The sequence below is a fragment of the Fictibacillus arsenicus genome, assembly GCF_001999465.1.
Classification (GTDB): domain Bacteria; phylum Bacillota; class Bacilli; order Bacillales; family Fictibacillaceae; genus Fictibacillus; species Fictibacillus arsenicus.
On the sequence record NZ_MQMF01000001.1, the window covers coordinates 791,881 to 813,533 of the forward strand.

Sequence of the window (21,653 nt, forward strand, 5' to 3'; positions counted from 1 at the left end):
ATGCATTCCTTGTTCCAGAAATGCACCGTTTGTGAATTACTCTTTCTCTTTTTTCGACTTGGTGTAACAATTGCAATCTTTTTCAAACAGATCCTTATAACGTTTTTATAAACCGGTCAATTCGGCGCATGGCTTCTTCAAGCTTTTGAACGGAGGTCGCATAGGAACAGCGGACATGCCCCTCTCCGCTCTCACCAAAAACACTACCAGGTACAACAGCAACCTGCTCTTTCATCAGGAGCTGTTCTGCAAACTCTTCAGATGACAGTCCAGTCTTTTCAATCGAGGGAAATACATAAAAAGCACCACCTGGGACATGACACGATAAACCCATCTCTTCTAAAGCATGAATGACCAAACTGCGGCGCTGCCGATAGCTTTCTTTCATTTTCACTACATCCTTCTGTCCATTAACGAGCGCTTCAAAAGCTGCATGTTGAGCCATGGTAGGAGCGCACATCATCGTATACTGATGTATTTTTAGCATGGCTTGCAAAATAGCTTTAGGACCGCAGGCAAAGCCTAATCGCCAACCGGTCATGGCAAATGCTTTTGAAAATCCAGAAATTAAGATCGTTCGGTCCCGCATATTTTTCACAGCAGGAAAACTTGTATACGGTTCATCGTACGTTAGTTCCGCGTAAATTTCATCTGAAATCACGAGCAAATCATGCTTCTCCACTACCTCCGCAATCCTTTCCAAATCTCCTTTTGACAACACAGTACCTGTTGGATTATTCGGACTGCATAACATAATAACTTTTGTCTTTTCCGTTACTGCAGCTTCAATTTGTTCAGGTTGAAGCTTGAAATCATCACGGCTATACGTATTTACTGGAACAGGGACTCCGCCTGCGAGCGTTACTGTTGGTGCGTAAGACACAAAGCTTGGCTCAACGACAATGACTTCTTCTCCGGGGTTCACAACCGCACGCAAAGCAAGATCAATCGCCTGTGAAGCACCGACTGTAACCACCATTTCTTCTTGCGCACTGTACGTAACTCCAAATCGCCTTTTCATATATCGAGAAATCTCTTTCCTCAGCTCGAACAGTCCGGCGTTGGCTGTATAAGCAGTATAGCCCTGTTCCAACGAGTGATAACTTGCTTCTATCACGTTCCAAGGTGTAACGAAATCCGGTTCACCAACGCCCAGGGAAATGACGTTTTCCATAGAGGAAGCAAGATCAAAAAAACGACGGATACCAGATGGTTGAATGGATTGCACGGTATTTGATAAATATTTTGAAGTTGGCTCTGTAATCATGGCGACACCACAATTCGTTTATCCTCATCATTATCACTAAAAACAAGGCCGTCATGCTTGTATTTTTTTAAAATGAAATGAGTAGTTGTCGATATGACAGAATCTATTGTTGAGAGTTTTTCAGATACAAAACGTCCGACTTCTGCCATCGTTTTTCCTTCTATCGATACAGACAAATCGTAAACACCGGACATAAGATATACCGCTTTAACCTCAGGGAAACGGTAGATCCGTTCGGCAACTTTATCAAAGCCGACACCTCGCTTTGGTGTGACTTTTACATCAATCATTGCTGTTACAGCCCCTTCTTCGGTTCCTTTCGTCCAGTCGATTATGGCAGAATAGCCTAGTATAACTTTTTCTTTTTCGAGCTTTTCTAGGATTTGCTTTGATTCATCCACTGTAATACCCATTAACCTTGCGATAGTTGCTGTTTCAAGACGTCCGTTTTTTTCAATCAGTTGCAATAGTTCGCGTTCTGTAGAATTCAAATCAATCACTCGCTTTTAGTAGAATATGCTGACCATTATAACAAACCCTCTAAGTTAAGCCACTCTGAAAATTTAGAATTCATTTGAAATATGATAATTTTTTTAGTTGCAGCAGAAATGCTCCATAAAAAAAGTGCTGCTCTCCTTCTCGAAGAAATGCACCCTTTTCTTGAAGACTTGCATGGAGATAATTCGTTTTTAGCTGCCTAATTTAAGCGTTGTTAATTTATTTTAGAATAAATACAAGTATCAGTCAGCTTGCTGCCATCTGCGGATAGATCCTCATTCCTTAAAGTACCTTCATATGTAAAACCAAGTTTTTCCGGTATGAAACGACTTTTTAAGTTTCTTGAATCACATCTTATTTCAATTCTCTTAAATTCGAGGTGATTTAATCCAAAGTTAGCTAACTCCTTTACTGCTTCCGTCATATATCCATTACCGCTATATTTTGTATTAATCCAGTATCCCATTTCACCTTTTGGAATGTTCCAGTCAATCCTATGAAGGCTTGCCGTTCCAATTAAGTCCTTGCCGCCACTTTTATCAAAGATAAGAAAACGAAAACTTTCTCTTTTTAAAAAATCTATATGAGCATTCCTTAACAGGATCTCTGTTTCTTCAACAGTAGGAATTTCTTGAAAAAGTGACAACCACGCTTTTAATTCATGATAGGAATCTTTAATTGCTTGGTTCACAATTTCTCCGTCTCCACATTGAAGTGGTGCTCGAAGAATTAGCCTTTTGGTTTCTAATTGTAAAGGAATATCTAATAACAAAGGGTTCATTTGATTTTCCCTTTCTTGATTATTTTAAATTAATAATGAAAAGCAGTAAGAGCATTTCTCCTTCTTAAAGAAATGCATAAGATAGTTTATGAGAAAATAGTTTATGAGAAATCTTTAAAGTTGGAGTTCTAAATCATTTAAAGTCCCATTCAATATTTATCTGAGTTTCTCCGCCAGTTCTAAAATAATTCCCTCTGGACCACGAACGTAGCATAACTTATAACTTTCTTCATATTGCTGTATCTCACTAAAGATTTCCGTGCCCTTCTTTTTCAACTTTGCAATAATAGCTTCAATATCTTCAACAGCAAAGCAAATATGCCGGATACCCAGCGTGTTTGCATAAGGTTGCTGAATATCTATCTCCTCTGACGGCGTATAATATTTGACTAGTTCTATCCATGCTGAACCCTCTGGCATCCCCAATCCTACACATGCTGTTTTAACATTTTCAAGCCCAACTATTCTGTCCAACTGACCTCCTTCCATTTCCCATTCGGCTTTCACTTCAAGTCCTAAATCAAGAAAAAACTCTTTAGCCATTGAAAGATCGTTTACGTTAATGCTCACATGATCTATTCTATTTATCTTCATATCTCATACCTCCTGTTATTTTCAATACTTGTATTCACGTATGGTTAGTTAGAAATTCGAATTCGCCTCTAACAGGAAAATATCTTTCTTCAACCAATCTGCTCGTTTGTTCAATGACTTCCATAAAAAGAGCGTTAATCCTTCTTGGATCAACGCACCCGATTGTTTAAAAATGATTGTCTTCATCGAAAGTATACTTAGTCAATAAGCATATGAATTTCCTTGGCTTCAATTTCCCTGGACTCTACATCCTTACTAATTTTACTGGGACCGAAAAGAACTATTTTTAGTTTTACTCCTTTTTGAAGCTGTTCTGAATTAATTTTCTCACCGTTTTCGTTGAAAACAGCTGTCTTATCAGTAACAACTACTTTACAACCATATCCTATATCTTTAGCGTTATTTTCCCCTTTATTAACTTCGTCAGAACAATCCACTACAAGATGAACTTTTTTGTTCTCCAAAAGTTTCCCCTCAAAAGATGTTGTACTTGAGCAACCAAACAAAAGCATATTAATAGTTATTAGAATAAATACGTACCTCACCTTTGTATCTTACCTTTCAAAATATCCAAGTTTCGAATACCCTTTCTTCCACAATTCTGATACTTTTATAGAATAAAAAATTTATTACCATAATACGGAATGCCACCTACTCAATTCATTTCTTTGCAAATTGCTTTTTAGGAAACTCAAAACCTATCGTTAAATCATCCTTTAATATGAGCATAGCATCGAACTTTCTCTTCTCTTTCGCTTTTGGCTTGAATCCTTTAATGACATTTGTTTTGCCTTTGGTGCACAAATCCTTCACCTGTTTCTCAGTAATATTTTTACTAAGTAATTTTCCTGGAAAGGTTTGTTTGCAACCATTCGCATTTTCTGAGCAGCTATAGTATGAACGATTCACGCTGATGTTTCCTTTTTTGCATCGGGGACACAGAGCGATTGGGACCTGATTCAAATTCTTAACACCATCAATACTCTGCTGAATAGAATCTGCATTCAATTGTCCAGGTACTTCTTCGATCAATTTGTTGAGAAACTTTGCGATACTTCCCAAAAACGCTTGAGGTGTACCGTTTCCGTTTCCGATTTTCTTTAGATAGGCTTCCCATTTGGCCGTCATGGAAGGACTGGAAAGCAAGTTACCTTCTATCGATTGACATAGGATCTTCCCTTTTTCGGTAATATATACAAGGTTCTTTTTTATCTCGATGTATTGATGTTTTTTTATGGTTTCGATAATTCCACTTCGTGTCGCTTCCGTTCCTAACCCTTCAACTTCTTTTAAAATTTCCATTTCTTCTTCATTTTCAACCGATTTTCCGCACGTTTTCATCATGGAAATCAGTTGACCTTCCGTGTATGGCTTAGGTGGAGCGGTCATACCTTCTTTCATTTTGACCAAGCTCTTCACGTTTTCCCCTTTTTCAAGTTTAGGAAGAGGTTGTGCAGCGTGGTCATCTTTCTTGCCTTTATTATCATTTGAACTGTAGTTAAACAGTTCTCTCCAGCCTTTACTGATTTCTGTTTTTCCTACCGTCTCAAAGGCTAAACCGTTCACATCCGTTGTTACTTTTGTTTCTTCATACACACAATCATGATGAAACATACCTAAGGTTGTGTTTAATACTTCAAAGTAAATGTTTCTCTCTTCTGTTGATAAACCTTGAATTTTTGCACGCGTTGGAACCATCTTTGTAGGAACAATCGCATAGTGTTCTTGTACCTTTGATCCATCCACATATCTTTTACTTGGCCTTTTAGAAGCTGGACTAAAACGGTTCTCAATGAGATCTTGATAGCTTTCAAGATTAGCAGATAGATAGGCAAACTCATTTTCCGTTATGTATTGCGTGTCAGTTCTTGGGTAGGATAGAATTTTCTTATCGTACAATTTTTGAACCGTATCTAGAACCTTCTTCGGACTGTATTTCCACCTTTTATTTGCTGTTGATTGCAGGGTAGAGAGCGCATGCAGTTTAGGTGATTTAATACACATTTCCTTTTTTGAGACAGATTTTATGATGCCCGTATCATTTCCTGTTATGCTGTGCTGATTTAACAGCTGTTGAACTTCTTCTTTGTTATCACTTTTTATTTTTGCTTTGCCTTTATATTTTCCGTTGGCAGCTGTAAAGTTCCCTTCTATTTCATAAAAAGGTTTAGCCACAAAATTCTCGATCTCGAGGTGTCTTTGGTAGATCAAGTATGTTGTTGGCGACTGCACCCTGCCAATACTCAAGCTATCTTTAAGACCTTTTTGTTGTAAAAGCAAGGTATACAGGCGACTTCCGTTCATTCCAACGAGCCAATCAGAGATCTGACGTGTTTTCGCTTCTGCATAAAGCAATAGATCTTTCTCATTATCATGAAGGGTTGAAAACCCTTTTCGGACCTCATCCACTTCTAGAGAATTAATCCAAAGTCGTTTAATGGTCTTGCCCCTTACACCTGTCATATGGTAGATCGAATAAAAGATGTTCGAACCCTCACGATCAACATCGCAGCCGTTAATGATGATGTCAGCTTCCTTAAACAACCGTTTTACCGCATTAAACTGTTCATATTTTCCTGACGCTACTTTAAATTCATATCGTTCAGGCAGGATTGGTAAAGAAGTTAAACGCCAGGTTCCCCACTCTGGTTTATATTCTTTCGGTTGCTTCAGCTCTACCAAATGACCGATTCCCCATGTAAGTATTGCGCCATTTGGAAAGATGCTGCATGGGTTTAACTCAATAAACGTTTTGTCTTTCTTTTTTATTGAAAAGGCATCTGAATAAGCCTTAGCTTGTGACGGTTTCTCTGCTAGAATGACGATTTTGTTCATAGGGCTTCACCTTTATACTTGAAATTTTTACAATCCTGCTACTTTACTTGAACAAAGGGCGGCCGCTTGTTCAGTAAACGCACCCGATTGCGAAGATATTTTAAAAAACATTGAATAAGAAAAACATAGGGAGAATTTTATCTTCCTATGTTTTTCATTCAAATTATTTATCTGTTTGTTTTTGCTTCTTTTTTAAATAATCCGCACGTATTTTTTCAAGATGCTTCTTTTTATCAAATTTGGCAGGCGTCTGTTTTTCATGAAACTTTGCCACAGCTACCTGACCTTTGTAATCCAATTGATATTTCCCCACTTTGTTCACCTACTTTTCTATCTTTAAAGAGAATCTATTCAACAAGTATAATATACCTTATTTTACTGAAGTAAACCTTATTACTTTATTAGTGTACTGTTAAATTTGCATATATTAGTAAATACATTAGAAATTAATAAAATTAATTAATCATACTTTTTAGAGGAATAAATATATCCAAGGTTATTATTCCTCCTAATCTAAGAGATTCGAATCTTTAATTCAATAAAAAGTGTACTTCTCCTTCTTGAAGAAATGCACCCGATTGTTGCATATTATTTATTGAACAGTTTATTTGTACTGCGCAGCAAAGGACAGTGTTTTAGTTGTTCTTCTTTTACATAAGTTACACTTTTTATTCATAGTCTTCTAAGTTATAATATACTCTCCAAATATTCACATCTATCAAGTGCTTGCATTTCTGTTTCGTATCCATTTTCAAGTATTTCATCACGATAACATATACACCATTTATTTGAATTATCTACCCATACAACTTTAATCCAATCCCATTTAGAATAACCTTCCTTGTGTTCCATATTATAAAAAATCTCATCCCATTCATGAATATCTAATCTTTTCATAATTAAATTCACCTTCCAATTTTAAATTGCGTTTACCTTTATATGTACAAACTATATCTTTTAAAAAGCCTATTCCTCTATTAGATACCTCTTCAAAGTTTTCCATACCAAGATCTAAATTACGCCATTCACTACCCCAATGCCTGACTCTGAGTTCTTCCGTAGTGCCTTCAATCTCCCCGCAATTTATTTCTCTTATCCTTTCATCAATATGACTAATGGGCAAACCTATTTTACTTCCAATAATTTTCGCAGTTTCAATTGCCCTAAATAAGTCGCTCGTAATAATCAGTTCCCACTGTTCTTCAAGAGATAGCCTATCTCCAATGTTGGTAGCTTGTTTTCTGCCAATTTCATTTAAAGGAATATCACTTACTCCTTGAGCCTTACCTAAGGAGTTCCATTCAGTTAATCCGTGACGAATTAGTCCTAAGGTAGTCATTCTTCCACCCTTTTCTTACTATCTGGTTTTTCATTGGTTCATTAAGAAATTCAATAAAAAAGGCACTTCTCCTTCATAAGAGATATGCACCCTTTAATTGAAAAAAACGTTAATTGGTTTACTTCGAATATAATTGTATATATATCTGCTACTATATTCAGTTAAATAATATTGAAAACGAGGTGATAGAAAATGTTGATGAAAAATGAAAAAGTTAAAAGCTACATGATAACAGCAGCTATTTTGTTAATTATTAGTGTAGTATTTGGGTTATGGTTAAAAGAAAAGGTTAAAGATGAACAATTAGCGAGTCAAGAATCATTTAAATCATTTGTGAAAAGTATTACTTCGCTTGAGAAAGATGTAACGAACGAAGTAAAAGAATTTGAACGTCAAGTTCAGTTAGTTAAAGATGGGGCTGGGAACAGTAAAGATCTATATGACCAAGAGAGTTATGCTAGAGCTGCTGCAAGTGAAGCAAATTCATTGATATGGGATCTACAAATACCTTCCAATTTACCAAAAGATGTGAAAAAGGATTTAGAAAATGCGTTAGCTAGTGCTAGAGATGTTTATCTCATGAGAGGATTAGCAATGGAATCAACGATAAAAAGCATAGAAAACCCAAAGGATATGTCTTTACAATTTGAATTTCAACGTTATAACAAAACAGTCGATAACGATGTTTCAATAATAACATCTTCTATTATTGCAGCAGGACAAAAGTTAAAACTCACTCCTGATGAAATCAATGCTTTATTGCATTAAAAAGTTCATAATTCCACCTGGCTTCATATCTCTTATTTAAGTAAACTGCCCTTTAGCTCAATAATAAAAGGTGATCCTTCTTATTCAAGAATCGCACCCGATTGCTTAATAAGGAGTTCAATCGATATTAGATTATTTTATGTAAGGTTAGCCACTTCTTAAATGGTTTAACTCCGATATCATAATTAAGTTCCTTGTCGTTGATTGAAAAAATTCTTGTTTCATTTCCCACTAATGTTAATTCATTTTCTAGGGTAGTATTTTTGATCCCATAATGTTTAAAATCAAAGAAGATATCCCATACATCCTCTGATAGTCTCTTGTAAGCAATAGACTCATAATCACAGTTATTTTCATAATAACCTAAATGCAGATGATATTTATCGTCATACAATTTATCCATTCCTTACCCCTTTAATTAAATTATTTGTCCTACTAAAACTCCTGATTGCTGAAAAAGAACTATTCATTTATTCTCCGTTACTGACTCATGAAAGAGAATCTTTAGTTTTTGATGGCTTTTAATTTTTCAATATGCTGTTGATCTTCCCCATGTGTCATCTCTATATACCAGCCAGCATCAATGTAGACATTCCATTGATTAAATGATCATCTTCTTAAGAAAAAGCACATTCCATGATAGGAATGTGCTCGATACTCTTATTTTGGTATTTTTTTATACTCCACCCATTCTGTTCATGTTGGGACCACCGGTTTTTTGTAAAACCTTTAAGCCAGATCCGATATCAGATGCCAAGATATAGTTCCGGTCCACAAAAACTCCCCATATGTTTGCTTTGCTTGGGATATACATACCTGTCTGTTGTGGTGAAGATGGGTCGGTGATATCGACCGTTCTGACTCCGCCAGAATAATGTGAAAGGTATAATGTATTCCCGTGCACCTTTGGATCATGGACAGTAGCCCCATTAGGGATCGTTTCGGTAAATTCAGTCCTAAATGTACTTAGTAGCTCAGGATTAGTTTTATCTTTAATATCATAGATCATCGTATAGCCATAAGCAGATTCGAATCCCTCTCTTGTTGGGCCGAATACTTCTCTTGTCTCAACCAGTACAGTTCCGCCTTTTGCAAGATCCATGGAATGTGCCGCTCCTTGGACATCTGAAGCAAAGTCTGTTCTTCCGAGATATACAGGATTTTTCGCATCACTTATATCTAACATGATGGTCCCTAAATCCCAGTAAGAAAGGAAAGCCGTTTTTCCTGTTCCATCTGTTTTTACACTATGAGCAAACGCAGCACGCTGTATGCCTTCCTCATCTATCCAATTGTAACCATCATAATTTTCATCGCTGACTTCAGGTATGTAGGCACGAGGATTAAACTCATAAATGGTGTTCGGATTCGTAGGGTTGGATACATCCACAATGGAAACATCCATTTTTTTGCCATGCGAGTAATAGTCAGCATAGCAATCCGCAGTCAGAACATAAACATTATCTCCTTGTACGGTCAAATACAGCTCATGTGTACCCCTTGCTCCAGAAGAAGAGGATTCCCAGAAACCGAGCTTTTTAGGTTCACGAGGATTCGTAACATCATATAATACAAAACCACCCTGTGAATTTGGATCTTTCTGATCCATCTTTTGGACACTTACTGCCGCTAGGTCACCTTTAAAATGTTTAGTGTTCACCGTTTTGACGATTACCTTTTCTTGCCAGGTACCTTGAATAGGAGCAAATACTGAAACTTCAACTGGGTTGGAAGGATCTTTCATATCAAAAACTCTGACACCTCCCCCTCCGCCATTCGCTCGGTGTGTTCCTAAATAGGCAAACCCTTTATGGGCATAAACATCTCCTGTTGAGTTTTTTACACCGTCTCGGATTTCTTTCAATGGAACAGCAGCCACTTCCTTAAGATTGCCAGTATTCTTACTACCCTCAAGCAATGGAACAGTTAATTCGACACCGGCAAGGTTATCGCCTTTCTCCTCTCCTCCCCCAATCTCATCATGGGCTAAAACAGAAGTTCCTCCTGCCGAAAATACTAATGCACCTACCAATGCAGTTTTTACTAAAATTTCACTTTTCATTTTTTTCACCCCTATCAAATAATTAAAACAACCAATTATGTACGAACATACTGCCTCGACTAAACGTTTTTAAAAAGACTTTAGATGGTAGATATATTATATAAATAATAATGAATATTCTGTCATTTTTATATGAACTATATTTCCTAATCTTTCTACATAAAGAGACATTCCTATCTTCATTCTTCTTGACTAGAAAATTTTTAAAATATGAGGTTTATACTAAGTATTGTTTGTTACTGACTAGGTCTTTTAACTCTAATCCAGCCAATTGCACTAGATTTCCAAAGAAGGGTACATAACTTATTACAGAAATGCACCCGATTGTTGAAGATAGAAGTATGTACAAATATTAATCTTTATAACTACCAATAATACTAAAAAAATGTGGTGCATTATAGGATATACTTTTATTATAAAGAATGCGTTAAAAATTTTAATTTAGGGGATGTTACAGCTTAGATATTATAGGTTTTTTAACGTTGATTATTGCTGGATTTACTGCTTGTGCTGAGTTTGCTTCATACGCCTTGGTACATCCAGTTATTCGTCAATTACCCCCAAAACATCATATTAGCTTTGAACAAGGTTCACTAAGAACCTATGGAATTATTATGCCCGTACTAATGCCTGCTTGCGTCATACTTACTGTGTTATATGTTGTATTAAATCATGATCTTGATAGTATCGAATTAATCTTTCGTGTTTCTTGTGCTGGAATGTTTGTATTAGCAACGATAATTACTATCATATTTAATGTTCCTATCAACAAGAAAATCAAACGCTGGAAATCAGATAATCCACCAACTGATTGGAAGGAGATAAGGACTCTATGGATGTTCTTTCAGGCTATCCGGTCATGGTTGCTTCTAATCGGATTTGTGTTCCTTTGTTTCTCAGTTACTATATAATTATATGTTCTTAACTTTCCTGTTCTATTTTTTTATAAATGATGCATATTTCCTTCTTAAAGATATGCATCCGATCGTGTAACTTGAGATTACTATTATTATAAAAATGCTAAACTATAACAATAAGCTAGCTAATTCATATGTGAATTAGCTAGCGATTTGCATTACTTTTTGCTGTTTTGTACGCCAAAAGAGTACCCCTTATAAGTTTCTTAGCTTACTCCTTACTTGGTTATCCAGTATTCCGGTTAAAAGGATGCTTTTCAACTAATCCTTTAAAAACGTGTTTTCAAAGAAAGGTAAGCTTTGAGACAAAAAGTTATCTCTGCATTTCAGGATATTGCCAGATTCCTGAAGTTCTAAGAAGATCACGGTAGATAACCATTCTCTCATCTTTTGTGACTTCCTGTGCTTCCTCGATTGATGGGTAATCTAGATATACCATATTTGTAAAGTCTCTCTCGGTGTTCTTCCCGTTAATTTTATCTTGCAGATCGCTCGCTTCGCTAAATACAGTTAACGCTCTTCTCATGTGGCTTGCACTTGTTACAAGGGTTACATCCTTTAATCCTTCTTTTTCAAGGATATTCGTTGAGAACAGTCCGTTTTCTACAGTGTCTGTGGACTTACTTTCAAGGATGATTCTTTCTTTTTCGATTCCCTGTTCAATTAACCATTCACTCATTGCATCCGCTTCAGTTATCCCTTGTTTTGGTACTCCGCCTGATACAATTATTTTTGAATTCGGGTATTTTTTTGCAATCTTTAGACCTGCATTTAAACGCTCGATAAGAGTTTCTTTCATGGTACCATCCTCTGCAAGAGCGTAGCCTAGGATTATGATAGCATGGTCTTTTTGAGGTATTCCCTCTGGAATTTCCGTATTAAAAGTGGTATCCATAATATCTTCAGTTTTCTCAAACTTTTGGATATATTCTTTTGTTCTTTCTGGATCGATCTGCATCATTTTAGCTAAAGATGTTTTATAGGATTTTTCATCTCCGTTAACTTTTGAATAAGTCCCATAGAGCAAGTTTGCATCAAAGTGGTCCGGGTCTATGTTTAATATTTGTTTATAGGTTTGAAGAGCAGCTGGAATTTTTTTCTGGATAACCTGTGTAGATGCGAGTGAAATCTTTAGATTATTATCCAGAGGATCGATAGTTGCAGCTTCTTTAAATGCGTTCTCGACAACATCGAATTTTCCTTTGAGTGTTATACCCTTGAATATTTCTTTTTCCGCTTTTTGAACATCTCCTCCATGCCAGTAAAAATGCATGGCGATGTCTTTCAATTGATCAATCCGATCTGCCGTGGGTTCATCATTTTTTATTACGTTTACATCTTCTGAAGGTGCAGCTGAAGATCCTGTCGTTACATATGCGGTCGATATTGTAGTTGCAGTCAGAACAGCAGTAAGCGCTATTCCCAGCTTTTTCTTATATTTATTCATAGTTGTCTCCCTCGCTTTAATTATATTTTGAATCATGTTTAAACACATTAACAAAAGTAACAGTTAATTGTGAACTTCTCATTGATCATGGGTAAATTTTTTGTAAATGCTCATTTCCATTAGTATTAAGACCTTTTAATATGGCCTTTCATGGGTAAGAGAGATTACCTCTGAAACTGGATGTGCAAACAACTCAATCTGTCCGTTCGTGGTAAAATTTAATATGTAAGAATTTATATGGAAAAATGCCAGTGAGTTTTGTTATGTAGAAAAAATAAAAGTTCTTATACATTCTTATCCCAAAAATTAACGCCTTAGAATCTATGATAATAGTAGTTAGAATACCGAATCTTTTGAGTAGAGTTAAGTTACCTTCAATGATTTTAATCCTTGTATTTCCATTCCTCAGGACACAATAAATTACGTAAGAAAGACCTTGGTATGTTGAACTGTCACATGAGTGCGCATATACCTTCAAGTGGAACAAAGCAAGTAATAGTTTACATTAGTAAAACGGGTAAAGATTATACTTGGCACAGAAGAGTTAGTTTCACAATTTCTCCTGACAAAAGCATCACGATAAAAAAAAGGTGGGTAAACTAAAAATCATAAAGTGGTGAAATCATGTCTATACTGAATAGTTTTTTTACAGCATTGGCTATCCTTTTTTTCCTGGTTGTTTTTGAATGGGAAAAATACAAGGGTAACTTCCTTAAGAGAACATATACTATCGTTGTTCAAGTAATAATAATGACGACTATTATTTACATCCTCAGTAAACTATTCGGATAATGAACCTTATCGTAAGCCTCCTAATTGGAAGCTTGCTTAAGGTTCTCTTTCATCATAATACCAACTAAGCTGAAATGTTTTGTAGTATTGCATTGTGATCGGTGAAAAAACAGATAAATCTTTTAGTTTATTAGTGGTATTTGTAATGAACATTTAAGAGCTCTTGTTCAATTAAAGCACCCTATAGTTGAAGAAGGATGATAGTCAATTTGTGGCTATCGTTCTTTTTCACATCCTACTGAACAGTATGGTTGTACTGCGCAACAATTAATAACTTTATCAGAGTAACACTCGATTGCGTGAAACTTCTATTACCTTACATGAATATGGTTAACCGTAACCTGTCTATATACGAAAAAAAGGGGTTTCCCCCTTTCACTCAGTAATGATCATTTGTGCTATCTTTATAGTCTGTAGCTCTCTTTGAAAAGTGCTTATTGACGAAATGCTACTCTTGGATCGTGTAGCCAATTCATTAGGTAACTCTTGAATCTTTTCCATGGTAGCAACTAAATCTTTTTCTAAACTTTTGTTTGTATCTGCTTGAATTTCATTTTCTTTCCAAAACTGAATTGCATCTAACGTATTTTCCCCCATTTCCTGTATGGAATTAAAAAGTGATCCAGTTTTATCTACTGTAATTAAAACACTTGAAGATAGTTCAAAAACTTTACGAGCCTCTATAGTAGAATTCCTTAATTCATCAATCTGATAAATTAAGTTAGAGTTAAGCTCTTGTTCAATTTGAAATAACTGTTCAATGTTTTTTTCTTTTTGATATTTTTTATATAAAATATTTAACTTTTTATGAGAGTCACTCATTTCTTTTTTTATAACTGTTAAGTTCTCCAAATCAAGTAATATACTATTAATTTCATCAAGTTGAATCTTTGTTATAGCTAAATTAGTACTTATTTTAATACTTAAGTTATCACCTATGTTACCTACAATAGGAAGATCAACAAAAGTGTTGACTCCTTTAACGACGGTAAATGCTGAGTCAATTTTACCAATAGAATCCCTTATAAGAGCTAAATTATCCTTTAGCCAATCAACATTTTCAACTAATAAATTTATATCCTGATTGTATTTTTCAAGATCGCTAATTATTTTAGGTAGTTCTGTATCTATTACTTTTAACGAATTATTTCTAGCCTCATTTACTTGGTTTTTCATACCAGAATATTCTGTTGTAGAATTGCTCTCTTTTGGGTCACCAACACTATTGTTGACAACTATTTGACTAGCTGTATATCCGATTAAACCTGAAATTAGCATTGATGAAATAATTGTAATAAGGAACAAATATCTTTGAAATACCTGTTTCTGGTTATTTACAGCCCTCCCCTTCTCCACTTCCATATACGGCTAATACCTCCTATGTTATAGTGATTTTTTGTTATAATAACCAATATTAACCTTTAATATATAAACCATAAATGTCGAATTGTCGACTTATATTTTTATTATACGACGTTTTTCTTGAAGATTTTTGTCAACATTTATCATACTTGCGAATAATTAAATATAGATTTATCAATTAACCAAATTGCTGCGTAGTATGAAGTCTATTACGCAATTTAAGAGTTACTCCACAATCTGACCCGTTTGTTGAATAACAAAAAAAGAGTTTACCTATTTGGCAAACCCTAATTATATAAGTTAAGGATGAATTCAAAATAAACTTGTGTAATTCATTCCGGGAAATTATGAAAATCATTCAGGGAATTTTGACCAGATTCCGGTTAATCATGAAAATTACACTTAGTTACCTACTGCAACATTTCGTTTCACTACATCATGAACAAGAAGTACACCTAACTGGTGATGTTCGTTTTGATATAGTGAGCCTTGAACGAAACGGATTTCTCCATTTAGGTCAAGTACTTCAAGTTTACAATAGGCTGCGTTAATTTGAAGTGCTTTGTACAAGCTGGTTTCATGTGTCAGTGTTACGCCGTTTACTTTTACGATTATTTCTCCGACCTTTAATCCCATTTTAGCGGCGGGAGTTCCAGGCACGACAGCAAGTATGATAACCCCATTATCCCTTTGAACAAAAAGAGAAGGTCTTGTGTCATCTCGCTGACTGGTAATGAGCGTAATAAGCTCACGGCCGGCAAGACCGGCTGCAATCGCAATGGCAATCAATAGCGGCAGATTATAAAAGTGACCGGCAGCTGCAATGGCTAGAACAAGAAAACCTAAAAGTGTAACTTGCTTACCAAGATGTTTAATCGCTTCAACAGGCAGCGTGTGTGTAACAAGTTGGCGATAACCGATTGCAAACGGCACTAGGAAAAACGAGAACCCGACAGCTCCCATCGGAAATAATGGCCACCAGTCTAATACAGGGATCGACCCAACAGGAAGAACGAGAAATTGAGGAACGATCCAGAATCGTGTTGCTTCGTGCGCTCCTACATAATGTCCTCTTTTTCCTTTAAAAAGACGCGGCGAAGTACGGTCTGCACCTTTCCATAAAATCAAGATCCCTTCTTGGATCAAAAGCACGCCTAGAATGACAGCTAATGAATCAAGCGGTGTATTTTGAATATCTTCAATCCATTTATCTACGAGTGCCATACCGGTATTTAGCTTAGGCAGTAAAAGACCTGCGATCGCAGCTAAGCTTACCGCATATGCCGGTGCCATAAAGCGGGTTTTCATGGTTAGTGCCAGAACTGCATACATCAAGCCGATTAAAGCAATCATTCCAATCGGCAAAGTCACGCCAGCAGCAATAAAGATAACCGATCCTATGAGTCCAATTAAAATACCAGGCAGCAATGAAAATATTAGGTTATCGATCACGGGGTGAACTTTTACTTTAAATTCTTTTCGTTCCCGTTTTACTCGTTTGAGCCCGATCAAGAATGCTACGAATATAAATCCATAAAAAAGCGGGTGTAAAAAAAGCAGCCCGATGCCTTCTATCAGTTCGTTCACAAAGGTGTCTGTCATGGGCGTTCTCTCCTCTTCTCTTCTTGCAGTTTATCCACTTTTTCTTCAATTCTTTTAAGTCTTCTATCACTTGATACAGCTCGTCTAATCAGCATCCCGATTCCGCTAATGATAGCGAGCAGAACTAAGAAAGCCATAAGCTGAAACAGTATGTCTCCAACATTTAGTGATCCCATTTTGTTTTCCCCTTTAGAAAGTACACTAGTGGCTTATTTCATTTCTTCATTGAAAAGTTGATTGAAGTGTAAGGTGTGAGACTCCTGGGGGATCAGCGTGCCTGCTACCTGATTATTCTTCTCGCAAGGCATGCGACGAGGAACATCCTCGTCAGAAATTACTAGTAGACGCAGGAGCACACTAACTCCTATGAATGTGAGACTCCTAAAAGCGCAAAGCGCTAGGAGGCTCACCGCACGCCCCCCGGAAAGCGAGCAGCCTGGAGCGGAAATCAACCTCTTTCAAATGTTTCATACTTTTATAACAAGCTTACAAAAAAATCCGCAGAGAATATTTCCTCTACGGATAGTATTCGTGTTTCGGTTTTTTTTCCTGCCATAAAGCCTTATTTTGCAAGTAATTCGATGGCCGTTTTACGCTGAACATCGTTTTTCTCGTTACGGATCGAATCGATTACTTTCGCTTCCATCTTACCTGCTGTCTTTTGATCGATTTTACCTGTTGCTGATAAGCTGTTCGCACGCTGGAACGCTGTTACAGCAGCCTGGGTCTTCTCATCAAAATAACCGTCTTCACGTCCAGTTTGGAAACCTAATCCGTTCAGCATTATTTGAGCATTTTTAACTTGCTCGTTATTCATGTCATACACAAGCGGCTTTTCGATTGAGATCGGATTCGTGTAGAAGTATTCAGGCTGTTTCACTTCATACGTTGGCTTCACACCTTTTTTATGAATCCAGTTTCCGTCAGGTGTCAGCCATTTAAACAGTGTCAGCTTAATGTTTGAGCCATCACCTAAGTCGATGGACTGCTGAACCGTTCCTTTACCAAATGATTTCTCGCCGACAAGATCGTAACTGCCAGCTTCTTGAAGGGCGGCAGCTAGAATCTCAGATGCTGAAGCACTGCCTTTATCAATCAATCCTACGATCGGATAATCTTTCTTTTCTTTAAGCGTGGAAACATAACGCTCTTTGTTTCCTTTTCGGTCTTCAATCTGAACAAACGGCTTATTTTCCGGAATGATCTGGCGAAGAATGCTGTCTACCGCCTCAAGATATCCTCCTGGATTACCGCGGACATCAATAACAAGTCCGTCGATTTCTTTCTTTTCAAGCTCGGTCAGCTGCTTCTTAAAGTCTGATCCTGTTTTTTCAGAGAAAGACGTAATCTCGATGACGCCAATGTTTTTGCCGTTTACTTTTTCGATATCCGAATAAACGGTCTCGATCGGAATCTCGTCACGTGTGACTTTGATCGGCATGACGTTGTTCACTCCGCTTCGCTTAACACCTAAAGTGACGACAGAGCCTTTTTCACCGCGGATCTTCAGTACGGCTTTATAAAGGTCCAATCCTTCAACACTTTTTCCGTCGATCGTAACGATCTGATCATTCGGCTTTAAGCCAGCTTTTTCGGCAGGGGAATCTTTAAACGGTGCAACAATCGTTACTTTGCCGTCCACCATGCTTACTTCGGCACCGATTCCTTCAAAAGAAGAATCCAATGACTGCGTGAACTGGCTTGCTGTATCCTCATCCATATACACAGAATAAGGATCTTTCAGCGTTTTTACCATTCCTTGAATAGCGCCTTCAAGCAATTTTTCACGATCTACATCTTCTACATATCGAGATGAAATAATCTCGTACGTTTTTTGAAGCTTTGCAAACTCTTCATCGCTGTTAACTTTCGTCTTCGTTTTCGGAAGATCGCTTACACCATCGTTTTGAACAAATTTTGATTCGTTCCCAAACAGTGCCATTGAGCCATACATTCCACCAGCACCAACAAGCAACGACACAACAATCAGCAGGGCTAACATCTTTTTATTTACGTTCATTCTGCTCACCTCATTTTTGCAGGAAAAGGCATCACACCCTGCAAAGTGCGATGCCTTCCATTGTAAGAGATTCGACGAAAGAAGCCTGTCTCCTACTTCACTATATGAATAGCTTGTTTACTTTATGAGTTTATTTTACCAATATGCCGCAGGATTTACAGCATTTGTTTTCCCTGCATTCCAAGGTCCTTTGTGAAGCTCAAAGTGCAGATGCTGACCAGAAGAACGACCAGTGTTCCCCATGTTTCCTAGGAACTGTCCTTTTGATACAGAACCGCCTGATACAGCACGGCTGCTCATATGAGCATAAACGGTTGTCCACTGCTGTCCACCGATTGAATGTGAGATATAAACCACATTACCGTATGAAGATGAATACTCGGACTTAATTACCGTTCCATCAGCTGCTGCATAGATTGGAACTGTTCCGCCTTGTGCGATGTCGATTCCTTCATGCATACCGCTGCTTCTCATACCAAATCCTGAAGTAACAGCTCCAGCTGCAGGTTTAATAATCAAGCCATTGCCTGAAACAGGTCCCATTGATGGAGCTGATCCGCCTGATGAAGATTTACGTGCTTTTTCACGTGCAGCTGCACGAGCTTGTTCAGCACGGAACGCTTCTTCCTGAGCTTTCAGGATCGCACCTTCGTTTTCAATCTTGTGTGCTTCTTTATGCAGTTCTTCTTCTTCTGATTGAAGAGAAGCCATCAAACGGTCTTTTTCAGCCATTTGTGCTCTTAGCTGCTTTTGAAGCTTTTGCAAGTCTTTCATTGCATTCTGCAGATTGCTAAGTTTTTTCTCAACAGACGCCATTTTAGTCTCAAGAAGCTCTTTATCTTTCTTTTGTTCTTCTAAAAGCTGACGGTCTTGTTCTGCGATCATGTTCAACGCAAGAACACGGTCAAGGAAATCACCGAAATCCTTTGAACCTAGAACAACTTCAAGGTACGAAACAGCTCCACCCGATTCGTACATGGAGTTAACACGTTCTTTTAAAAGCTTGTCACGCTCATCGATTCGCTTTTGAACGACAGTGATTTCTGCTTTTAACTGTGCGATTTCTTCTTTTGTTTCTTTAATATCTGCCTGCTTTTGGATAATCTTTTCATCAGTTGCAGTTGTTAACTTATCAAGACGCTCAACCTCTGCTTCCAGTGAAGCCTGGCTTTTTTTGTTTTCATCAAGCTTAGACTGTGAATCCTTAGCTTTTTTTTCATTCTCTTGTTGTTTTTTCTTGATGCTTGATAAAGATTCCGCATGAACGACGGATTCAGAGTGATACACAGTAAAAGCGCTCAGTGCCAAACTTAAAGACAGCACTGTACCAAACACTTTGCTTTTCATTCGTTTTCCTCCCTAACCCCTATTAATTTGTTTCGTTTTCTTGAATCTTTACTTCTGCGATCTATTAAATCTTTAAGAACTTACGAACAGACGTCAAGCTTCCCCATACTCCGATAACTCCGCCGATCAGCAGCATCAACAATGACAACTGAGGAATAAGCGGTGTTACTGGAAGCAGCTCGATAAACACTGTCCCAAGCTTTTGGTTTACGATGTCAAATATCGCTTGATATCCTACTGCAATTACGATTATTGGAAGGATAGCGCCCATAACACCTAATGCAAATCCTTCAATAAAGAACGGCCAGCGGATAAATCCATTTGTCGCACCAACAAGTTTCATAATTTCAATCTCGCGGCGACGCGTAACAATGGTTAATTTTATAGTATTTGAGATCAGGAACATCGCTGTAAATACGAGTCCTAGAACGAGCACGATTCCAACGTTTCGGGCAGCATCTGTAACTTTAAAGAGTTTTTCAACTGTCCCTTGTCCATACTCAACTTTATTTACGAATTTAAGTTTATCTACTTCTTTAGCTACCGCAGCCGTATCTTGCGGTTTGTCCGTATAGATGATAAAAGCATCACGAAGCGGGTTCTCATCTTTTAGTGAAGAAAATGCTTCTCCTTCATCTCCAAGACTTTCAATTAATTCATCTAGCCCTTCTTCTTTTGACTGATACTTAACTGATTTTACCTTTTCAAGGTTCTCGAGCTGTTTTTGATAGGCATCATAGTTCTCGGATTTCTCTGTTCTTTCAATATAAGCTCTGATTTGTACATCATCTTCTATTTGACTGGCAATATGGTTGATGTTCAATAGAATCGCCAAGAATACACTTACTAATAGCAGTGTTACGGTTACTGCAGAGATCGAAGCGAAAGACATCCAGCCGTTTCGTCCCATGCTTTTAAATGCTTCTACTAAGTGACGTTTTATTGTTCTAATCTTCATAGCCGTAATCCCCTTTCGCCTCATCACGTACAATTCGGCCGCCTTCGATGGCAATTACGCGCTTTGTGATTGTATTAACGATTTCTTTATTGTGAGTCGCCATGACAACTGTCGTGCCACGGTCGTTAATTTCTTTAAAAATGTCCATGATTTCCCACGCGGTTTCTGGATCCAGGTTCCCCGTAGGCTCGTCCGCAATGACAACTGGCGGCCGGTTCACGATAGAACGCGCAATCGATACACGCTGCTGTTCTCCTCCGGATAGTTCATCCGGGAACATGCGGGCTTTATTTTTCAACTTAACTAAATCAAGAACTTCCATAACACGTTCTCTGATCACTTTTGGTGTTTCCTCAATAACTTCCAGCGCAAACGCTACGTTTTCGTAAACCGTTAAACGCGGTAAAAGTTTAAAGTCCTGGAAGATAACGCCCATTTTTCTGCGGACTTTTGGAATCTGTCTTTCTTTTACCTTCGCAAGGTTCGTACCGTTTATAATAATAGATCCTTGTGTCGGCTTTTCTTCACGATACATACATTTTATAAATGTAGATTTTCCGGCACCACTGGGTCCAACTACATAAACAAATTCACCTTTCTCTATGTAGACGTCAATCCCGTTTAATGCCATAACACCATTCGGGTATGTTTTCCAAACATCAATCATTTCTATCAAACTAAATCACTTCCTTACTACCCCAAAAAATATTTCCCTAATCAATCAACAATCTATTTATAAAGTCTTTTCGACAATCACGCGATAAATGTCAGTTTTTTTCCGCAATAACTATTATAACATCTCGAACTGACAATTTTATTACAATTGTATTTCATCTTGTCTCAAACAAGGGACCTTGGTCGTGTTTTCTTGTTGCTGTGATAGTTAAAATACGACACGATTCGCTGAAATCCTTCACAATCACATAAAACCTGCAAGTAAACTTTTCGACATTCGGTGGCTAAAGTCGACCATCGAAATGAAAATTAGGCACTTTTGTACTGTGCATACGGTACATAACATCGGTTTATATTACAGAATTTGTAGTAAGAACGGCTGATTTATG

General features: G+C 37.3%; 21 protein-coding genes. 2 read left to right on the forward strand and 19 right to left on the reverse strand.

What is annotated here, in order from left to right:
- Window positions 1–94 precede the first annotated feature (94 nt).
- The 9 genes from UN64_RS03950 to UN64_RS03985 form a co-directional block, all read right to left on the reverse strand.
- Window positions 95–1,267 carry an aminotransferase gene (locus tag UN64_RS03950; RefSeq protein ID WP_077359909.1) on the reverse strand — a complete coding sequence of 391 codons (1,173 nt, stop codon included), beginning with the start codon at window positions 1,265–1,267 and terminating at the stop codon, window positions 95–97.
- Window positions 1,264–1,758 carry an Lrp/AsnC family transcriptional regulator gene (locus tag UN64_RS03955; protein ID WP_077359911.1) on the reverse strand — a complete coding sequence of 165 codons (495 nt, stop codon included), beginning with the start codon at window positions 1,756–1,758 and terminating at the stop codon, window positions 1,264–1,266. Before UN64_RS03955 ends, UN64_RS03950 begins: the two co-directional genes overlap by 4 nt.
- Window positions 1,759–1,979: 221 nt before the next feature.
- Window positions 1,980–2,546 carry a GNAT family N-acetyltransferase gene (locus UN64_RS03960; RefSeq protein WP_077359913.1) on the reverse strand — a complete coding sequence of 189 codons (567 nt, stop codon included), beginning with the start codon at window positions 2,544–2,546 and terminating at the stop codon, window positions 1,980–1,982.
- A 156-nt stretch (window positions 2,547–2,702) separates the two neighbouring features.
- Window positions 2,703–3,140: a VOC family protein gene (locus UN64_RS03965; protein WP_077359914.1), complete on the reverse strand. Its 438-nt coding sequence runs from the start codon at window positions 3,138–3,140 to the stop codon at window positions 2,703–2,705.
- 197 nt (window positions 3,141–3,337) lie between these two features.
- On the reverse strand, window positions 3,338–3,604 hold the full coding sequence (locus UN64_RS03970; protein ID WP_077359916.1) for a hypothetical protein: 267 nt from the start codon (window positions 3,602–3,604) through the stop codon (window positions 3,338–3,340).
- A 196-nt stretch (window positions 3,605–3,800) separates the two neighbouring features.
- Window positions 3,801–5,975: a type IA DNA topoisomerase gene (locus UN64_RS03975; protein WP_077359918.1), complete on the reverse strand. Its 2,175-nt coding sequence runs from the start codon at window positions 5,973–5,975 to the stop codon at window positions 3,801–3,803.
- Window positions 5,976–6,138: 163 nt separating this feature from the next.
- Window positions 6,139–6,288, reverse strand: a complete 150-nt coding sequence (locus UN64_RS20770) for a hypothetical protein (protein ID WP_171978786.1) — start codon at window positions 6,286–6,288, stop codon at window positions 6,139–6,141.
- A gap of 374 nt (window positions 6,289–6,662) precedes the next feature.
- On the reverse strand, window positions 6,663–6,872 hold the full coding sequence (locus tag UN64_RS03980) for a hypothetical protein (RefSeq protein WP_077359920.1): 210 nt from the start codon (window positions 6,870–6,872) through the stop codon (window positions 6,663–6,665).
- Complete coding sequence (locus tag UN64_RS03985) at window positions 6,850–7,314, reverse strand: histidine phosphatase family protein (RefSeq protein ID WP_077359922.1); 465 nt, start codon at window positions 7,312–7,314, stop codon at window positions 6,850–6,852. Before UN64_RS03985 ends, UN64_RS03980 begins: the two co-directional genes overlap by 23 nt.
- 192 nt (window positions 7,315–7,506) lie before the next feature.
- Here UN64_RS03985 and UN64_RS03990 point away from each other — a divergent pair, with 192 nt between their 5' ends.
- Window positions 7,507–8,082, forward strand: coding sequence for a hypothetical protein (locus UN64_RS03990; RefSeq protein ID WP_077359924.1), 576 nt, complete (start codon window positions 7,507–7,509; stop codon window positions 8,080–8,082).
- Window positions 8,083–8,209: 127 nt separating this feature from the next.
- Here UN64_RS03990 and UN64_RS03995 read toward each other — a convergent pair whose 3' ends face one another.
- Together UN64_RS03995 and UN64_RS04000 are read right to left on the reverse strand one after the other, a co-directional pair.
- A complete protein-coding gene (locus tag UN64_RS03995; RefSeq protein ID WP_077359926.1) occupies window positions 8,210–8,485 on the reverse strand; it encodes a DUF3986 family protein in 276 nt (91 codons plus the stop codon).
- Window positions 8,486–8,758: 273 nt separating this feature from the next.
- Window positions 8,759–10,144, reverse strand: coding sequence for an LVIVD repeat-containing protein (locus tag UN64_RS04000; RefSeq protein ID WP_077359928.1), 1,386 nt, complete (start codon window positions 10,142–10,144; stop codon window positions 8,759–8,761).
- Between the two features lie 482 nt (window positions 10,145–10,626).
- Here UN64_RS04000 and UN64_RS04005 point away from each other — a divergent pair, with 482 nt between their 5' ends.
- Window positions 10,627–11,055, forward strand: coding sequence for an anthrone oxygenase family protein (locus UN64_RS04005; protein ID WP_171978787.1), 429 nt, complete (start codon window positions 10,627–10,629; stop codon window positions 11,053–11,055).
- Between the two features lie 319 nt (window positions 11,056–11,374).
- Here UN64_RS04005 and UN64_RS04010 read toward each other — a convergent pair whose 3' ends face one another.
- From UN64_RS04010 to ftsE, 8 genes are all read right to left on the reverse strand, one after another.
- Entirely contained in the window at window positions 11,375–12,508 is a 1,134-nt protein-coding gene (locus tag UN64_RS04010; protein WP_077359932.1) for a YdcF family protein, read from the reverse strand.
- Between the two features lie 1,167 nt (window positions 12,509–13,675).
- Window positions 13,676–14,662, reverse strand: a complete 987-nt coding sequence (locus UN64_RS04015; protein WP_077359934.1) for a hypothetical protein — start codon at window positions 14,660–14,662, stop codon at window positions 13,676–13,678.
- A 402-nt stretch (window positions 14,663–15,064) separates the two neighbouring features.
- Window positions 15,065–16,264: a PDZ domain-containing protein gene (locus UN64_RS04020; RefSeq protein ID WP_077359936.1), complete on the reverse strand. Its 1,200-nt coding sequence runs from the start codon at window positions 16,262–16,264 to the stop codon at window positions 15,065–15,067.
- On the reverse strand, window positions 16,261–16,440 hold the full coding sequence (locus UN64_RS04025) for a DUF4083 family protein (protein ID WP_077359938.1): 180 nt from the start codon (window positions 16,438–16,440) through the stop codon (window positions 16,261–16,263). Before UN64_RS04025 ends, UN64_RS04020 begins: the two co-directional genes overlap by 4 nt.
- 386 nt (window positions 16,441–16,826) lie before the next feature.
- Window positions 16,827–18,284 (reverse strand): S41 family peptidase, encoded by a 1,458-nt coding sequence (locus UN64_RS04035; RefSeq protein ID WP_139343011.1) that lies wholly within the window; start codon window positions 18,282–18,284, stop codon window positions 16,827–16,829.
- Between the two features lie 135 nt (window positions 18,285–18,419).
- On the reverse strand, window positions 18,420–19,631 hold the full coding sequence (locus UN64_RS04040; RefSeq protein ID WP_077359942.1) for a murein hydrolase activator EnvC family protein: 1,212 nt from the start codon (window positions 19,629–19,631) through the stop codon (window positions 18,420–18,422).
- Window positions 19,632–19,695: 64 nt separating this feature from the next.
- Window positions 19,696–20,589 carry a permease-like cell division protein FtsX gene (gene ftsX, locus UN64_RS04045; RefSeq protein ID WP_077359944.1) on the reverse strand — a complete coding sequence of 298 codons (894 nt, stop codon included), beginning with the start codon at window positions 20,587–20,589 and terminating at the stop codon, window positions 19,696–19,698.
- Window positions 20,579–21,265, reverse strand: coding sequence for a cell division ATP-binding protein FtsE (ftsE, locus tag UN64_RS04050; protein ID WP_077359946.1), 687 nt, complete (start codon window positions 21,263–21,265; stop codon window positions 20,579–20,581). Before ftsE ends, ftsX begins: the two co-directional genes overlap by 11 nt.
- Between the last annotated feature and the right edge of the window lie 388 nt (window positions 21,266–21,653).

Excerpts from the sequence above, each read along its gene's own strand:
- UN64_RS03950 (WP_077359909.1), bottom strand. The coding sequence starts at position 1,267 with ATGATTACAGAGCCAACTTCAAAATATTTATCAAATACCGTGCAATCC.
- UN64_RS03960 (WP_077359913.1), bottom strand. The coding sequence starts at position 2,546 with ATGAACCCTTTGTTATTAGATATTCCTTTACAATTAGAAACCAAAAGG.
- UN64_RS03965 (WP_077359914.1), bottom strand. The coding sequence starts at position 3,140 with ATGAAGATAAATAGAATAGATCATGTGAGCATTAACGTAAACGATCTT.
- UN64_RS03975 (WP_077359918.1), bottom strand. The coding sequence starts at position 5,975 with ATGAACAAAATCGTCATTCTAGCAGAGAAACCGTCACAAGCTAAGGCT.
- UN64_RS03980 (WP_077359920.1), bottom strand. The coding sequence starts at position 6,872 with ATGAAAAGATTAGATATTCATGAATGGGATGAGATTTTTTATAATATG.
- UN64_RS03985 (WP_077359922.1), bottom strand. The coding sequence starts at position 7,314 with ATGACTACCTTAGGACTAATTCGTCACGGATTAACTGAATGGAACTCC.
- UN64_RS03990 (WP_077359924.1), top strand. The coding sequence starts at position 7,507 with ATGTTGATGAAAAATGAAAAAGTTAAAAGCTACATGATAACAGCAGCT.
- UN64_RS03995 (WP_077359926.1), bottom strand. The coding sequence starts at position 8,485 with ATGGATAAATTGTATGACGATAAATATCATCTGCATTTAGGTTATTAT.
- UN64_RS04000 (WP_077359928.1), bottom strand. The coding sequence starts at position 10,144 with ATGAAAAGTGAAATTTTAGTAAAAACTGCATTGGTAGGTGCATTAGTA.
- UN64_RS04010 (WP_077359932.1), bottom strand. The coding sequence starts at position 12,508 with ATGAATAAATATAAGAAAAAGCTGGGAATAGCGCTTACTGCTGTTCTG.
- UN64_RS04015 (WP_077359934.1), bottom strand. The coding sequence starts at position 14,662 with ATGGAAGTGGAGAAGGGGAGGGCTGTAAATAACCAGAAACAGGTATTT.
- UN64_RS04020 (WP_077359936.1), bottom strand. The coding sequence starts at position 16,264 with ATGACAGACACCTTTGTGAACGAACTGATAGAAGGCATCGGGCTGCTT.
- UN64_RS04025 (WP_077359938.1), bottom strand. The coding sequence starts at position 16,440 with ATGGGATCACTAAATGTTGGAGACATACTGTTTCAGCTTATGGCTTTC.
- UN64_RS04035 (WP_139343011.1), bottom strand. The coding sequence starts at position 18,284 with ATGAACGTAAATAAAAAGATGTTAGCCCTGCTGATTGTTGTGTCGTTG.
- UN64_RS04040 (WP_077359942.1), bottom strand. The coding sequence starts at position 19,631 with ATGAAAAGCAAAGTGTTTGGTACAGTGCTGTCTTTAAGTTTGGCACTG.
- ftsX (WP_077359944.1), bottom strand. The coding sequence starts at position 20,589 with ATGAAGATTAGAACAATAAAACGTCACTTAGTAGAAGCATTTAAAAGC.